Origin of the sequence: uncultured Campylobacter sp. (assembly GCF_938041645.1) — a bacterium.
Lineage (GTDB): Bacteria > Campylobacterota > Campylobacteria > Campylobacterales > Campylobacteraceae > Campylobacter_B.
In genome coordinates, this window is the sequence record NZ_CALIST010000073.1 from 1 (window position 1) to 14,836 (window position 14,836).

Below are 14,836 nucleotides of genomic sequence, written 5' to 3' on the forward strand. Positions count from 1 at the left end.
CTTACTTGCGCGCTTTTATGCTTCGAATTTTACAGCCGAATTTTAAAGATACGGGGGAAGTAGAATTGGGTGACGGAATTTTGAGGCTAAATTTTAATTGAAAGCGAATCTAAGAGCGAAGCTACAAAACGAGGCTTTAAAAACAGAAAGCATGAGCTAAAGCACAACCTTTAAAATTTTACGGCTAGGCTACAAACCGTCGCGACAGATTTTAAAATTTCTAGTGCGATAGGTTTCCTTTGGATAAAATTTATACGTGAAGCGGCTGAAGTAAAATTCTAAGACACGAGCAGTGTAAAATTTTAACTAGGCCGCGTTAGTTTTTACGCGAAATTCTATGCGACGCTTAGGACTTCTACCTTACCGTCAAAAACCGCCATGCAGTGCTCATAGTGGCTAGTGCGGAGCCCATCCTTGCTTCTCGTGCTCCATTTATCCTCGGCGATGACCGGCGTGCCGTCCTTTTGGCAGATCATCGGCTCGATGCAAAAAACCATGCCGTTTTTGATTTTGGGGCCCGATTTTGGATTGTTGCCCTCTAGATAGTTTGGGATCTCAGGCTCTTCGTGCGGGTGCTTGCCGATGCCGTGACCGCAGAAGCCGTATAGCGGCACGAAGCCGCGCGCGCGAATAAATTTCTCGATCTCGAAGCTTAGCTCTTTGAAGTGCATTCCTACCCTGATCGTTTTGATGGCAAACTCCAGCGTATCCTTGCTGCATGCGATGAGCTCCTCGTCGGCTTTTGAAATTTTACCGACGGGCAGGGTGCGGGCGCTGTCGCCGAAATATCCGTTTAGCTTCGAGCCCAAATCGACGCCTAAGATATCGCCCTCCTGCAAGATCGTTTCGTCGGGGATGCCGTGGATGATGACTTCATTTAGCGAGAGGCAAGCGGCGTTTGGAAAGCCGTATAGCCCTTTAAAGGCAGGATACGCGCCCTTGGAGGTGATGAAATCGTCAATCTTTTTATCGACTTCGAGCAGGCTAAGACCCGGCTTTATAAATGAAGCCGCGTAATCAAGGGCCTGCGCGACGATCCTATTCGCTGCACGCAGCCCCTCTAAATCTTTTTTTGTTTTAAGCAAAATTGCCATTTTTATAGCCCGACCGCGCTTAGGGTCTGATATTTGTTCATATAGATCTGCGCTTCAATGCGCCTCATCGTATCAAGAGCGACGGAGACGACGATCAGCACGCTGGTACCGCCGAAATAAAACGGCACGCCCATAAATTTAACGAGCAGCCACGGGATGACGGTTACGAGGCCGAGATAGATCGAGCCCCAAAACGTAAGGCGGCTGGCAACTTCGTTTAAAAAGCTCGCCGTTCCCTCGCCCGGACGAATGCCCGGGATAAATCCGCCCTGCTTCTTTAAATTTTCGCTTATATCTTTTGAATTAAACGCGATCGATGCGTAAAAATACGCAAAAAACACAACCAAAACAAAAGTTAGGAAGTTAAAAAAGTAGTTGCTCGGGCTTAAGAAATCGTGGATCTTTTGGATGATCGGATTGGTGCTTGCCTGCAAAATAGTGGTCGGAAACATCAAAATCGCGCTTGCAAAAATAGGCGGAATGACGCCGCTTAAATTTAGCTTGATCGGCACATAGTTCATAATGCGCTTGTTTTGATTCGCCATCAATACCTTGCGCGAAAACGAAACGGGAATTCTGCGCTCGCCCAGCTCTATGTAGATGATCACGCCGATAGTGATCAAAACAATAGCTATGATAAGGGCAAGAATCAAGAAATTCATCTCGCCGGTATTTACTAAATTTACGGTACTTCCGATCGCTCTAGGGATGGCGCTTACGATACCTGCAAAGATAATAAGGCTGGTGCCGTTACCGACGCCGCGTTGCGTAATTTGTTCGCCGATCCACATCAAAAGCATGGTGCCTGCCAGCATCGAAATGCACGAGATGAAAACAAACTCGTTAGTATTCTCCGCCATTATCGCAGGCGCTCCGGTCTGTCCGTGGATGCCCTGTAAACCGATGCTAACGCCGATGGATTGAACCATAGCGATTGCGATGGTGGCGTATCGGATGATCTGCATATATTTCTGCATACCGTCGCGCTCTTTTTTGAGCTTGCCTAAATTTGGGAAGGTCGCGGCGAGCAGTTCCATAATGATCGAAGCGGTAATATAAGGCATAATGCCTAGCGAGATAACGCTGAATCGCTCCGCCGCGTTACCGCTAAACATATTAAACATTCCAAAAGCGTTGTTGCTATTGCTTTGAAAAAATTGCTTTATAACCTCAACGTCCACTCCCGGAACCGGCACGTAAGCTAGCAACCTATAGGCAAAAAGAAAGCCCAAAGTAATGAGAATTTTGTTGCGTAGCGATTTATTCATTATTTTTGTCCGCTAGACTTTACGTTCTCGTCTTTGATCTTGCTAGCAAGCGCTTTTGCGCCTACGCCGATCAGCTTGATCTTTTTAACGGAATTCGAAATTTTATGAACGGATTTGATGCTTTCAATCGTAATCTCGCTAAGATCTTTGATAGCTTCGATTTTATCGACATTAATCACGTAAGGTTTTTCAAATTTAGAAGTAAAACCTACCTTTGGAAGCCTTCGTTGAATCGGCTGCTGACCGCCCTCGAAGCCTCTTTTTTCATGAGAGCCGGTACGTGCGGTCTGACCCTTGCCGCCGCGACCCGCAGTTTTACCCAGACCGCTTCCTTGACCGCGACCCAAGCGCTTAGTAGCGTGAGTCGAGCCTGGGGCTTTTTTAAGATTTTCTAATCCCATCTTTTATCCTTGTTAGTGTTTTAACATACTAAGAGCTTTCATAGTAGCTCTTACGACATTTGAGGAGTTGTTCGAACCTAGCGATTTAGTGAGGATATCTTTAACACCCGCAAGCTCTAAAACTGGGCGGACTGAACCGCCTGCGATAACGCCGGTACCTTCGCTCGCCGGCTTAAGTAAAATTTTGCTCGCATTGTATTTAACTTCGATATCGTGAGTGATAGTAGAGCCGTTTAAATTTACCTTGATGATATTTTTAAACGCATCGTCCACCGCCTTTTTAATCGCGTCAGGAACCTCTTTGGATTTACCGAAGCCAAAGCCTACTAGACCGTTTCTATTGCCTACCACTACAAGCGCGGTAAATCTAAACCTTCTACCGCCCTTAACGACCTTCGTAACCCTACCGATATTGACGATTACCTCTTCGAATTCTTCTCTATTATACTTTTCCACAATCATTCCTTTGGGTTATAGTTTGATGCCGTTTTGGCGTAGCGACTCGGCAAAGCTTGCGATTACGCCATGATACAAATAGCCATTGCGATCGAAAATCGCCTCGGAGATGCCTTTATCCCTTAGCTTGGAAGCCAAATCTTTAGCTAGGCTAGCCGCGCCCTCTTTGTTTGCCTTTAAATTTAAAACCTTACCGCTGCTGGCGCACAAAGTAACGCTCGCCGCGTCGTCGATAGCCTGGGCGTAAACTGTCCTATTAGATTTGAAAATAGAAATTCTAGGGCAAGATGCGACGCCTGAAATTTTAGCGCGAATTCTTCTTTTTCTCTTGATTCGTAAAGAGATCTTTCTTTTTAATACGTTCTGTGTCATTTCTCAACCCTTATTTCTTAGCTGTTTTTCCGGCTTTGCGGATGATATGCTCTTCAAGATACTTGATGCCTTTACCCTTATATGGCTCAGGCGGTCTGAATCCTCTGATCTCGGCTGCTACTTGACCTACTTGCTGCTTGTCGTCGCCTTTGATGGTTACGACGTTTTTATCTACGGAAATTTCAATCCCCTTTGGAGACTCAAAATTTATCGGATGCGAAAAGCCCAAATTTAGCTCAAGCACCTTGCCTTTCATCGCAGCTCTGTAGCCGACGCCGTTGATTTCGAGCTGTTTTGAAAAGCCCTCGGTAAGACCAAGGACGATATTGTTGGCTAAAGCGCGGTATGTTCCCCAATACGCCCTGCTCTGCCTATCTTCACCTTTAGGTGAGAATTCTATCTTTCCGTCTTCGATTTTTACATCGACATGACCTTTTAAATCAAGCTCTTTTTCGTTATTCGATTTTTTAAATTTTAACGACGAGCCGTCAATCTTGACCTCAACTCCGCTCGGGATAGAGATCGGTTTTTTACCAATTCTTGACATAATTTTCCTTTTTATTTGTCTAGGGTATGTCTACTTTTACGAATGGATACCACAATGCCATAAAAAGTAGAAACTTCTTACCAGATCGTGCAAAGCACTTCGCCGCCGACGCCGGCTTTGTGCGCGTCGATACCGCTCATAACGCCTTTGCTTGTGCTAACGACGACGGTTCCGTAGCCGTTTTTGAAGCGCTTGATCTCATCTTTGCCTTGATATACGCGGCGACCCGGAGTCGAAATTCTTTTAACTTCGTTTATCACGCTCCTGCCCTTTTCGTCGTATTTAAGCACTACGTTGATGATCTTTTTATTGTTTTCCTCTACTACGTTGTAGCTCTCGATATAGCCCTTCTCGGCTAAAATTTTAAGCATAGCCTCAACGACGTTTGAGTGAAAAAGCTTAGTCGTATCTAGCCTTCGCATCGCAGCATTTCTGATGCGAGTTAATCCATCTGAAATAAGATCGTTAATCATCTCTTCTCCTTACCAGCTTGCTTTTTTTAGACCCGGGATCAAGCCCTCGTTTGCCATCTTGCGAAGGCAAACGCGACAAATTCCAAAATCCTTATAAACAGAGTGCGGACGACCGCAAATTTGACATCTGGTATATGCGCGAGTGCTAAATTTAGCGGGGCGTTTCGCCTTGGCTACCATTGATTTTTTTGCCATATCATTTTCCTTTTGCAAAAGGCATGCCGAATAGCTCTAGCAATTTAAATGCCTCTTTATCGTTATTTGTAGTCGTTACGACGGTTATATTCATACCGTGAGTTCTTAAAATTTGATCGTATTCGACCTCAGGGAACATTAGCTGCTCTTGCAAGCCGAAGTTGTAATTGCCACGTCCATCAAAGCCCGTTCTAGGTAGTCCTCGGAAATCCTTAACTCTAGGAAGCGCGATAGAGATCAGTTTGTCTAGGAAGGCAAACATCTGCTCCTTTCGTAACGTAACCATTATACCTACCGGGAAACCTTCGCGCACTTTAAAGCCGGCAACCGATTTTTTTGCATTGACGATAAGCGCTTTTTGGCCTGCGATCAGCGAGATAGTATCGGCCATATTTTGAAGCACTTTTTGATCTTTGCTCGATTCGCCCGTTCCTACGCTGATAACGATCTTTTCAAGCGCTGGGATAAGCATAGGATTTTTTATATCAAATTCTTTCTGCAAAGCAGCTCTGATGGAATTAGCGTATTTATCTTTTAGTCTGCTCATAATCAACCCTCTACCAACGCAACGTTTGAAATATCCATAGGCATCTCTTTGCTTGTAAAGCCGCCTTGCGGATTTTGCTCGGTTGGTTTGATAGCCTTTTTAGCTATTTTACAACCCTCGACGATAACTTGAGCTTTTTTAGGAAACACGGCCTTAACGGTGCCTGTTTTGCCCTTATCGTCACCTGCGATGATCTTTACTTGATCGCCCTTTTTAATCTTAAATTTTACTGCCATTATAAAACCTCCGGAGCCAGCGAAACGATCTTCATAAAACCGCCGTATCTGACCTCTCTACCGATAGGACCGAAAATACGAGTGCCGATCGGCTCTTTTTTTGAATCCAAAATAACGGCTGCGTTCTCATCGAATCTAATTAGTGAGCCGTTGCCTCTGTGCAACTCTTTAGTCGTACGAACGACTACGGCTTTTACTACTTGACCGCGCTTAATCTTGCCGTTAGGGAGCGCTTTTTTTACAGAGCAAACGATAATATCGCCGATTGTGGCGTATCTTCTTTTGCTGCCGCCCAAAACTTTAATACACATAAGTTCTTTTGCGCCGCTATTATCAGCTACCGCAAGTCTGGTAAAACTCTGTATCATTATTCAACTCCTGTTTTCAAAACCGCTTTTAAGCGAAACGATTTTCTAGCGCTTAGCGGTCTGCACTCGATCGCAGATATGGTATCGCCGATCTTTACGACGTTGTTCTCATCGTGGATCAGATATTTTTTAAATCTTTTTACGATCTTTCTATATCTAGGGTGTATAACCCTTCGCTCTACCAAAACGGTAGCTGTTTTATCGCCCGCCTTCTTTACGACTACGCCTTGAATTTCTCTTTTAAATGCCATAACCTATCCTTATTTCGCTTTAATAGCGGTGTTGATTCTAGCGATATCTTTTTTGATAGCGCGAATCTCGTTAGGATTGCTTAGCTGCATAGTTTTTAGCTTTTGTCTAGCCGTAAATAAAAGCAACTTACTTTGTTTCAACATAGAATTTAGCTCAGCCAAATCTTTATCTTTCAAATCAGTATATTTCATTTTCGCTTTCCCTACTTACGATTTTCGTTTTAAAAGGTAGTTTATGAATCGAAAGCATAAGCGCCTCTTTAGCAACCTCTTCGCTAACGCCGGTCATCTCAAAAATGATCCTGCCCGGTTTTATATTCATTACCCACTCTTCTACGCCGCTCTTACCTTTACCCATACGAGTTTGTAGAGGCTTTTTGGTAAGCGGTTTGTCTGGGAATACCTTAATCCAAATTTTAGCTTGACGATTCACGAAGCGCGTCATCGCGACACGAGCCGCTTCGATCTGGCGAGAATTTACCCTACCCGCCTCTACCGCTTTGATACCGAAATCACCGAACGTCAAGGAATTTCCTCTCGTTGCGTAGCCGCGATTGCGACCTTTCATCATCTTGCGGTATTTTGTTCTTTTTGGCATCAACATAACTATTTACCTCTTCTTGGTCTGCGTGTTTTTTTAGGCGCATCATCGGTCTTTTCAGCCTGGATGCCTTTTTGTAAAATTTCACCCTTAAAGATCCAAACCTTAATGCCGATATTACCGTAAGTCGTATGCGCTTCGGCAAAGCCGTAATCGATCCTAGCCCTTAGAGTATGAAGCGGAACGCGTCCCTCCAAATACCATTCGGTTCTAGCCATCTCGGCGCCGCCTAAGCGACCTGCGACGCAAATTTTAATTCCCTTTGCACCTGCTTTTTGAGCGCTTTGGATGACCTTTTTCATAGCGCGGCGGAATGCAACGCGGCGCTCTAGCTGCATAGCTACGTTTTCCGCAGCCAAAAGTGCGTTCGAGCCTACTTTGCGCTCCTCTTTGATATTGATGGCTATGTCTTTATTGACTAACTTAACGACTTCGCTTCTTAAATTTTCAACCTCGCCGCCTTTTTTGCCGATGATGATGCCCGGTCTTGCGGCTACGATCGTTACGCGAATTTTCTTAGCCGTTCTTTCGATAAGAATTTGGCTAATTCCCGCATAATAAAGCTTAGCTTTTAAAAATTTGCGGATCTTATAATCCTCGCCGATACTTTCGGAAAGCGTCGCTTTAGAAGGAAACCATCTAGACTCCCAATTTCGATTAATTCCTAATCTTAAACCGATCGGATTTACTTTCTGTCCCATTTACGCTTCCTTCTTACTTGGTTTTGCTACTTCGACGATGATGTGCGAAGTAGGTTTGCGGATACGACTAGCCGTACCTCTGGCGCGCGGACGAAATCTCTTAAGCACAGGACCAGCATCCACTCGGCAGCTTGTAACTACGACCTCTTCAGGCTCAAAGCCGCCGTTTGCGACCGCGCTTGAAATCGCCGTCGCGATATATTTCGCACCGCGATTAGGCGTAAATTCCAAAGTGGCAAGGGCAAATTCCGCATTCATGCCTTGAATTTGTTTTGCGATAAGTCTTGCTTTTGTCGGCGAAAGGCGAACAAATTTAATAGTTGATTTACTCATATTCTATCCTTACTTGCCGATCTTTTTCTGCACGGAGCCTTTGTGGCCCTTGAAAGTGCGCGTAGGAGCAAACTCGCCTAATTTATAACCGATATGATGCTCGGTGACGTAAACCGGGATAAAATTCTTTCCGTTATGAACGTTAAACGTAAGTCCGATCATCTCAGGCACGATCGTGCTTCGTCTCGACCAAGTCTTGATCGGTTTGTTATCGCCGGATTTCTTTGCCGCAACGACTTTTTTCATTACGTGATCATCTACGAAAGGACCTTTTTTTAGCGATCTAGCCATTTTTATTTTCCTTTCCTTCTTGAAATTATAAGCTTATCGCTCGCTTTTTTATGGCGAGTTTTATAGCCCTTCGTCGGTTTACCCCACGGAGTTACCGGATGGCGACCGGAGTTTTTCTTACCCTCGCCACCGCCGTGCGGGTGATCGACCGGGTTCATCGCAGAACCTCTGGTTTGAGGACGGATACCTCTGTGGCGGTTACGTCCGGCTTTACCAATGACGACGTTTGCCCACTCTTCGTTACCCACTACGCCGATACTGGCCATACACTCTGCAAGCACTCTTCTCATCTCGCCGCTAGGCAGACGTAGAATGACATATTTTTCCTCTTTACCCATAAGCTGAGCATAACCTCCTGCGCTACGTGCCATTTGAGCGCCTTTGCCGGGTTTTAACTCGATATTGTGCAGGATAGTTCCCACAGGGATGTTTTTCATCTTCATCGCGTTGCCAGGTTTAATATCTAATCCGCCCTCGGCAGCGGCTACTACGTCGCCCACATTAAGATCGTTAGGCTTGATAATGTAGCGCTTCTCGCCGTCTGCGTATGAGATCAATGCGATACGGCAGTTGCGATTCGGATCGTATTCGATTGCCTCAACCTTGCCAGGAACGCCGAATTTATTTCGCTTAAAATCGATAATTCTATAAAGTTTAGCGGCTCCAGCTTGTTTATGGCGGCTAGTAATGCGACCGTTATTGTTCCTTCCGGCAGCGGCAGGAATTTTAACGAGCAAGCCTCTAACGCTAGCTTTTGCAGTGATATCCTCGCTGCTAAGCCCTGTCATAAATCTTCTACTTGGAGTATACGGTTTATAAGTTTTAATCGCCATTTTACGCCTCCACGCTTTCTAGGCTTACGCCTTCAGGTAGTTTGACGTAGAATTTTTTCACATCGTTTCTAGCGCCAGTTCTGCCTTTAAATCTTTTTACTTTGCCATCCTGTCTTAAAGAATTTATCTTTAGCGGAGTAATCCCGAAATAGTTTTTTAAAACACTCTTTAGTCCGTTTTTCGTAACCGACGGGCTAGTTTGGATAACGACCACGCCGTTTTCTTGAAGACCGAGAGACTTTTCCGTATAAAGGATCGTTTTGATATCTGTTATATCTGCCATTTTAGTCCTCTTTCACTATTGATTCAAATGCCGCTTTTTCGAATACGACCGAGCCGTAAACTGCGATTAGGTAAGCATTAACCTCACTTGTATCGATAACATAGCAATTTTTTAAATTTCTATAGGCCAAAAGGGTTTGTGCGTCCAGCTCGTTTTTAACGATCAGCGCATCTCTAACGCCCAGTTTCTTAATAAAATTTGCCGCATCTTTAGTTTTACCGCTTTTTAGCTCCAAATCGTCGAAGATAAAAATTTTACCCTCGTTTGCTTTCTCATTGATAGCAAATTCTAGTGCAAGACGTTTTTGCTTTTTATTGACCTTCTGCTCGTAATTTCGCTCGTTAGTCGGACCGAATGCAACCGCGCCGCCTACCCAGACATTGGTTCTCGTTGAGCCCGCACGTGCGCCACCGCGACCCTTTTGTCGCCATGGTTTTTTGCCGCCGCCGCTAACCTCGGCGCGAGTTTTAGCGTTAGCGGTATTTGCGCGAAGCGAAGCAAGGTAAGATTTGACGTACAAATATAGATTGTGCGAATTGACTTCCGAAAATTTCGCAGGGATTTCAATTTCGCTTGCTTTTTCTAGTTTTTCGTTAAGCACGCTTACTTTACTCATTTTACTATCCTTATTCTGCCCATTGCACCGTTAAATCCAGGAACCGAGCCCTTAAGCACTAAAATTTTATTCTCGGCATCAAAGCTTACGACTTCGTTTTTAGCAGTGATCGTTTCGTTTCCAGTGTGTCCCGCCATCCTCATACCAGGCTGAACGCGACCGGGCCACTCGCAGTTGCCAATAGAACCAGGCCTTCGGTGGAAGCGGCTACCGTGCGCTGCAGGACCGCCCGCAAAACCATGACGTTTGATAACGCCCTGATAGCCCTTACCCTTGGATCTGAAGCTTACTTTTACGATCCTAGCTCCGCTCAAAACATCTAAATTTTGATCACCAAGCTCGGCATTTTCTAAGCTTAGAGTCGCAAATTTATTAAATTCCTTGCTTAGGCTATATTTCTTTTGAATTCCGGCGATAGCTTTGTTATACGCTTTGCCGTCTGCGTAGGCTACGATAGCTTTTTTCTCATCGCAAACTTCGCAAATTTTGGTATTGATAAGTCGCAAAAGAGTCACGGGCATGCTGCTCGTGTCGATCGTCCTACTCATACCTATTTTTTCTACGATATATTCCATTGTTTTACCCCTTATTTGCCCATCGCGTGAACTTCGACGTTGACTTCCGGAGCCAAATCAAGCTTAGTTAGCGAATCAACCGTATCCGGAGTCGCCGCTACGATATCTAGCATACGAGCGTGAATTTTCATCTCAAACTGCTCTCTGGAGTCTTTATTTACGTGCGGAGATCTTAAAACGGTGTAGCGTTTAATCTTCGTAGGCATCGGCACGGGACCTCTGACGTCCGCACCTGTTCTTTTTACGGCTTCAACGATAGCCGAAACTGTGCGATCTAAAACTCGATGGTCATAAGCCTTGAGTTTTAACCTAATTTTTTGCATCACTTTTCCTTAATAAAGAACTTGTCGCAACGCGCGACCCTTTGTTTCAAACAAAAGACGCACATTATATAAAAGCGCTCCCTTTTTGTCAAGAAAATAGCCAAATTTTATTGAAATATTTCCTTTTAATAAGGAAAATTTTAAAATGCTCGCTATGAATGATCTAAAATTTTTTTACGAAAATCCGCCGGAATTTGCAGGCTTTATCCCGCGCAAAAGAGGTATCAGCTCTGCCAAAACCATAATCTACGGAGTGCTAAATTCCGGCAAAAGCGCCGTGCTGAAAAATGAAATTTCAGAGCTTAAAAAAGATGAAATTTTGTATCTAAATTTAGCTGATCTACGCCTTGAGGGGGCAGTAGCGAGTGATGCAATTTTTGCAGCTAGAAATAGTGCGGACAATATAAAGGCTAGCGAAGCAAATGAATATGAAATAAGTAGAAGAGCTATGCTTGGCGCAGATATTTCGGATATAGAAGAATTTTATCGCGCCGCCGTAAAAAATACAGATACAAAAAACGCAAGCGCAAATGGCTCAAACAATGCAAAAAAAGTGGAATCCTATGGAGCAGAAAACAGGAGTAAGAATTTCTTCCGCAAGATCAAAGAATTTTTAGCCGCCAACGAGCAAATTTCATCGCTTTTTCTGGATAATTTTAGTAGCGCCGATTTTGAAATTTCATCGCTTAAAAGCTTTGCTGGAGGGCTAAATTTAAAGCACTTTATAATTTCTACTCGCGATAAAGAGTTAGTTTTGCCAGGCTTTGAGCGGATTGAGCTTTTGCCGCTTTCATTTGAGGAATTTATCGCCTTCGACAAGCGCCACAATGAGATAAACTCGATGATTTCGGCATTTTTAGCCCAAGGCGGCGGCGCAAAAAACCCCTTCATAGCGCCTGCCGAAATTTTAGAATTTGAGCAGAGGCTGCTTGCGGCAAACTTTAGCCGCACGGAGATTTTAATCCTCAAAGAATGCCTAAGCTTCGTCCACGCCGCATTTAGCGCAAATAAAATTTACACCGCGCTAAAGCCGCGCATCAAGATCTCCAAAGACGCCGTATACGGCACTATTGCCAAACTTGAGCGGGAAAATTTCATCAGATTTTTAAGCAAAGCTGGCGAGCCCGCGCGCGCAAAAAAACTATATTTTTCGCATTTTAATATGCGCGAAATTTTAACGAGCAAAAAGGACTTCTCGAAAAAATTTGCCAACGTCCTTTTTTGCGAGCTTTTGGGGCTAAATACACCAATTTTTTACACAAAAGAGTTGGATTTTTACCTGCCTGCTCTAAAGGTGGGGGTTCTCGTCATCCCATTCAGCGACGCGGACATTATCTTTTTAAAATTTCGTAAAATTTTAAGCGTGCTCAAGAGGCTTGGCATCACGAGCTTAAAAGTCGTTTCTATGGCAAACTCCAGTAGGCTCGAGATTGAGGGTATTCGCTGCGATGTCGTGCCGTTTCATGAGTTCGTGCTTAGCTTCTAATTATTGACATTTCATATCATAAAAATATAAATTTTATGATATACTTTTGGCAAACCCATATCAATTACATAAGGGGAAGCCGATGATCAAATTAAAAGACAAACTCATTTATGAAACGCTAAAACTGGTCGAATCACAAGGTAAAGAGGGACTTTTGTGTCGCAACAAGCAAAGCGATGCGGAGTTTATGAGACCCGTGAACGAATTCGCAGCCGCAAGCGGACGCAACTACACCTCGATCAAATCGACTCTTGACATAATTCATAAAAACTGGGGCTACCTGCAGCGCGAAAGCATTAAGGATACGGGGCTTGATGCGGGCAAGGCGTCGAAGATTTTCATCTACCGTCTATGCGAGTCAGGGCGAAACTTTATCGAAAAATACGAAAAAGCGCTCGTCCAAAACGCCGACAAATAGCCCAAAATTAAAAATTTTAAGCGCTAATTAGATAGAATTCTTTAATTTCACGTGGAGCGACAGAATTTCATTTTTATGCGACTCGCCTTAAAAAAAGGGGATGAAAATGCTGGATTTTATAGTAAAAATGTTCGCCTGGAAAGCTGAATGGGAGGTAAAAAAGGAATATGACAAAGAATTTGGTGATCTATCCTCCATGCGCTCAATCTTGCGCTTTATAATACTTCTTATCATACTTAGCATTTTGATTAAATTTCAATTAAGCGTATGAAAGATACATTTTTAGATATTGCGCTCGTTTTATTTGGCATCGTCATGCTTGTCGCGATACGACAAAAATCTTTATTAAAATTTACAATCTTCGTCGTGATTTTAGCGCTCGCCAGAGAGTTAATCATCAGGCTTTATGCCTAGTTTCGGCGAAACCGACGCGGATGGAATTTAAAATTTAAACGACAAAATGACGGCGCGGCGAAATTCGGCGGGCGCAAATTTTAAATTTCGCCGTAACCACACTATGCTTTTATCGTCGTTAGTAAATTCTACCGCACTTCAAGAATTGCCGCATCGATAAATCCAGCCTTTATCGTCAATGATAGATTTTACCCGCGGCGAGGATTTGCGCTTGATACCGCGCTTTCTACTATCAGTGGCGGATTTCGCTCGTGCAAATGCGACGGAATTTCACTTGTGCGAACACGGCGGATTTTTTGCGGTGGCAGCAAAAATTATAAACCAAATGAGCGGGTTAGAGCGTAAATTTTATAACGCTAAATTCCGCAGAAGCCCAAATTAATGCGATACAAATGTGAAATTCAAGCAAAAATTTTAAATTTAGTAGCAAAATTCCGCACGCTGAAATCTTAAAATTTTATTTCATAAAATTCCGAGATTTAGGAATTAAATTTTGCAGTGAAGCGACAAATTTTACCTCAAAATTAAAATTATCACGCAAACCATCCCCGAAAATTCTAAAATTTCATCATCATAAAATTTTAAAATTCCAATGCTGTATTGCAAATATATTATTTTATCAAACGTAGCGAAAAGCGAAATTTTGTATAAATCGCACTTGAAAATTTGACGGATTCTCGCGCAAACCGGCTCGAAATTCCGCCCTGTTTACTCCACGTATCCGATAAATTCGCCATCGAAAGTATGCCTAACGTCGCCGCGAAAGTAAATTTTGCCTCCATCCCCTAAGCGCAAATTTAGCGTTTCACCGCTTGCGGGTATCACGCGGATGTCGGGAGTTAGCCCCATATTTTCGACGCCTGCGATGAAGCATGCTGCCATCCCCGTACCGCATGCGAGAGTTTCTGCCTCTACGCCACGCTCAAAGGTGCGCACCTTTAAAATTTTGCTTGCGAGGCGGCTTTGAACTAACGCATAATTAACGTTAGCGTTATACTTTTCACGCAGATCGCGGGCTAGCGCGGCGTCGAACTCATTTAAATCGCTAACAAAAGTTACTAAGTGCGGCACTCCTGTGTTATAAAAATACCACGTTAGCCCTGCCTCCTCAAAGCTTTCGCCCAGGCGCTTAGGACGAGTTAACATTACCTCGACATTAGCTACTAACGCGTGAGCATTAGGACGCAGATTGAAAATCTCGCCAAAGCTTACATTGCGTAGCTCGCCTCGCATGCTCTCGCTCAAATTTCCGCCGAAAATACCGAAAATTTCACCGCTAATTACGCCTGCGCCGCTTAGGAATTTCATGCTCTGCCCGGCCAAAAAATTCTCATACGCATACATGCATACCGCGCGCGAGCCATTGCCGCACATATCGGCGCTGCTGCCGTCGCTATTGTAAAATTCCCACTCGAAATTTATCCCCTCGATACCGTTAAATTTCGGTAGTACGACGATGAGCCCGTCGGCGCCCACCCCATCACGCCTATCGCATAGCTCGCGCGCTAGCTTGGATCTATCCGCCTTAACAGAATCCGTAAAAATCACGAAATCATTTCCGCTCGCATTATATTTTGAAATTTTCATTATCTACCTCGCAAATTTTAAAATTACTAACGCTGCTCACTAACGCTTTATTAAAATTTTACTTCTATCTAAATTTAAGCGCATCGCTTATTTATAGGCTTTACTAAGACTAAAGTTACTAACTATCTTCTTTCGTAAGCCCATTTTGTTATGCGTTTTTCGCGCTT

Annotated in this window: 24 protein-coding genes and 1 pseudogene; 2 read left to right on the forward strand and 23 right to left on the reverse strand. The window is 43.9% G+C overall.

Going from position 1 to position 14,836, the window contains the following annotated elements; translation table 11 throughout:
• Positions 1–335: 335 nt before the first annotated feature.
• From map to rpsJ, 22 genes and pseudogenes are all read right to left on the reverse strand, one after another.
• Complete coding sequence (map, locus tag Q0600_RS10175) at positions 336–1,094, reverse strand: type I methionyl aminopeptidase (protein ID WP_291938575.1); 759 nt, start codon at positions 1,092–1,094, stop codon at positions 336–338.
• Positions 1,095–1,096: 2 nt separating this feature from the next.
• Positions 1,097–2,362: a preprotein translocase subunit SecY gene (gene secY, locus Q0600_RS10180; protein ID WP_297883350.1), complete on the reverse strand. Its 1,266-nt coding sequence runs from the start codon at positions 2,360–2,362 to the stop codon at positions 1,097–1,099.
• Positions 2,362–2,763 (reverse strand): 50S ribosomal protein L15, encoded by a 402-nt coding sequence (rplO, locus tag Q0600_RS10185; protein WP_005868985.1) that lies wholly within the window; start codon positions 2,761–2,763, stop codon positions 2,362–2,364. Before rplO ends, secY begins: the two co-directional genes overlap by 1 nt.
• 12 nt (positions 2,764–2,775) lie before the next feature.
• On the reverse strand, positions 2,776–3,219 hold the full coding sequence (rpsE, locus tag Q0600_RS10190; RefSeq protein WP_298759966.1) for a 30S ribosomal protein S5: 444 nt from the start codon (positions 3,217–3,219) through the stop codon (positions 2,776–2,778).
• Positions 3,220–3,234: 15 nt separating this feature from the next.
• Complete coding sequence (rplR, locus tag Q0600_RS10195) at positions 3,235–3,591, reverse strand: 50S ribosomal protein L18 (protein ID WP_297990174.1); 357 nt, start codon at positions 3,589–3,591, stop codon at positions 3,235–3,237.
• A gap of 10 nt (positions 3,592–3,601) precedes the next feature.
• Positions 3,602–4,138, reverse strand: a complete 537-nt coding sequence (gene rplF / locus Q0600_RS10200; RefSeq protein ID WP_177387630.1) for a 50S ribosomal protein L6 — start codon at positions 4,136–4,138, stop codon at positions 3,602–3,604.
• 77 nt (positions 4,139–4,215) lie between these two features.
• Positions 4,216–4,611: a 30S ribosomal protein S8 gene (gene rpsH, locus Q0600_RS10205; RefSeq protein ID WP_005868989.1), complete on the reverse strand. Its 396-nt coding sequence runs from the start codon at positions 4,609–4,611 to the stop codon at positions 4,216–4,218.
• 9 nt (positions 4,612–4,620) lie between these two features.
• On the reverse strand, positions 4,621–4,806 hold the full coding sequence (locus tag Q0600_RS10210) for a type Z 30S ribosomal protein S14 (protein ID WP_005868990.1): 186 nt from the start codon (positions 4,804–4,806) through the stop codon (positions 4,621–4,623).
• Between the two features lies 1 nt (position 4,807).
• Positions 4,808–5,353, reverse strand: a complete 546-nt coding sequence (rplE, locus tag Q0600_RS10215) for a 50S ribosomal protein L5 (protein WP_291938590.1) — start codon at positions 5,351–5,353, stop codon at positions 4,808–4,810.
• Between the two features lie 2 nt (positions 5,354–5,355).
• Entirely contained in the window at positions 5,356–5,589 is a 234-nt protein-coding gene (rplX, locus tag Q0600_RS10220) for a 50S ribosomal protein L24 (RefSeq protein ID WP_298759970.1), read from the reverse strand.
• Positions 5,589–5,957 carry a 50S ribosomal protein L14 gene (gene rplN, locus Q0600_RS10225; protein WP_005868993.1) on the reverse strand — a complete coding sequence of 123 codons (369 nt, stop codon included), beginning with the start codon at positions 5,955–5,957 and terminating at the stop codon, positions 5,589–5,591. Before rplN ends, rplX begins: the two co-directional genes overlap by 1 nt.
• Positions 5,957–6,208 carry a 30S ribosomal protein S17 gene (gene rpsQ, locus Q0600_RS10230; RefSeq protein ID WP_298759974.1) on the reverse strand — a complete coding sequence of 84 codons (252 nt, stop codon included), beginning with the start codon at positions 6,206–6,208 and terminating at the stop codon, positions 5,957–5,959. The genes rplN and rpsQ overlap by 1 nt, the downstream gene beginning before the upstream one ends.
• A gap of 9 nt (positions 6,209–6,217) precedes the next feature.
• Positions 6,218–6,400 (reverse strand): 50S ribosomal protein L29, encoded by a 183-nt coding sequence (rpmC, locus tag Q0600_RS10235; RefSeq protein WP_005868995.1) that lies wholly within the window; start codon positions 6,398–6,400, stop codon positions 6,218–6,220.
• Positions 6,387–6,812: a 50S ribosomal protein L16 gene (rplP, locus tag Q0600_RS10240; protein ID WP_005868996.1), complete on the reverse strand. Its 426-nt coding sequence runs from the start codon at positions 6,810–6,812 to the stop codon at positions 6,387–6,389. The genes rpmC and rplP overlap by 14 nt, the downstream gene beginning before the upstream one ends.
• Before the next feature lie 2 nt (positions 6,813–6,814).
• On the reverse strand, positions 6,815–7,510 hold the full coding sequence (gene rpsC / locus Q0600_RS10245) for a 30S ribosomal protein S3 (RefSeq protein ID WP_298759977.1): 696 nt from the start codon (positions 7,508–7,510) through the stop codon (positions 6,815–6,817).
• A 21-nt stretch (positions 7,511–7,531) separates the two neighbouring features.
• A pseudogene (gene rplV, locus Q0600_RS10250) lies at positions 7,532–7,843 on the reverse strand (50S ribosomal protein L22); the annotation flags it as partial.
• Positions 7,844–7,852: 9 nt separating this feature from the next.
• Positions 7,853–8,134 (reverse strand): 30S ribosomal protein S19, encoded by a 282-nt coding sequence (gene rpsS / locus Q0600_RS10255; protein WP_298759979.1) that lies wholly within the window; start codon positions 8,132–8,134, stop codon positions 7,853–7,855.
• A gap of 2 nt (positions 8,135–8,136) precedes the next feature.
• Positions 8,137–8,967 carry a 50S ribosomal protein L2 gene (gene rplB, locus Q0600_RS10260; RefSeq protein WP_297904236.1) on the reverse strand — a complete coding sequence of 277 codons (831 nt, stop codon included), beginning with the start codon at positions 8,965–8,967 and terminating at the stop codon, positions 8,137–8,139.
• A gap of 1 nt (position 8,968) precedes the next feature.
• A complete protein-coding gene (locus Q0600_RS10265; protein ID WP_298028398.1) occupies positions 8,969–9,250 on the reverse strand; it encodes a 50S ribosomal protein L23 in 282 nt (93 codons plus the stop codon).
• Between the two features lies 1 nt (position 9,251).
• The gene (rplD, locus tag Q0600_RS10270) at positions 9,252–9,866 is read right to left on the reverse strand and encodes a 50S ribosomal protein L4 (protein ID WP_298759981.1); all 615 of its coding nucleotides are present in this window, start codon (positions 9,864–9,866) and stop codon (positions 9,252–9,254) included.
• Complete coding sequence (gene rplC / locus Q0600_RS10275; protein ID WP_298759984.1) at positions 9,863–10,441, reverse strand: 50S ribosomal protein L3; 579 nt, start codon at positions 10,439–10,441, stop codon at positions 9,863–9,865. Before rplC ends, rplD begins: the two co-directional genes overlap by 4 nt.
• An 11-nt stretch (positions 10,442–10,452) precedes the next feature.
• Positions 10,453–10,764 carry a 30S ribosomal protein S10 gene (gene rpsJ, locus Q0600_RS10280; RefSeq protein ID WP_005869011.1) on the reverse strand — a complete coding sequence of 104 codons (312 nt, stop codon included), beginning with the start codon at positions 10,762–10,764 and terminating at the stop codon, positions 10,453–10,455.
• 145 nt (positions 10,765–10,909) lie between these two features.
• Between rpsJ and Q0600_RS10285 the strand changes: the two genes are divergently transcribed.
• Entirely contained in the window at positions 10,910–12,250 is a 1,341-nt protein-coding gene (locus Q0600_RS10285) for a hypothetical protein (protein ID WP_298759987.1), read from the forward strand.
• 82 nt (positions 12,251–12,332) lie between these two features.
• The gene (locus Q0600_RS10290; protein WP_298759989.1) at positions 12,333–12,668 is read left to right on the forward strand and encodes a hypothetical protein; all 336 of its coding nucleotides are present in this window, start codon (positions 12,333–12,335) and stop codon (positions 12,666–12,668) included.
• 1,122 nt (positions 12,669–13,790) lie between these two features.
• Here the strand turns inward: Q0600_RS10290 and dapF are convergent.
• A complete protein-coding gene (gene dapF, locus Q0600_RS10295) occupies positions 13,791–14,669 on the reverse strand; it encodes a diaminopimelate epimerase (RefSeq protein ID WP_297918996.1) in 879 nt (292 codons plus the stop codon).
• Between the last annotated feature and the right edge of the window lie 167 nt (positions 14,670–14,836).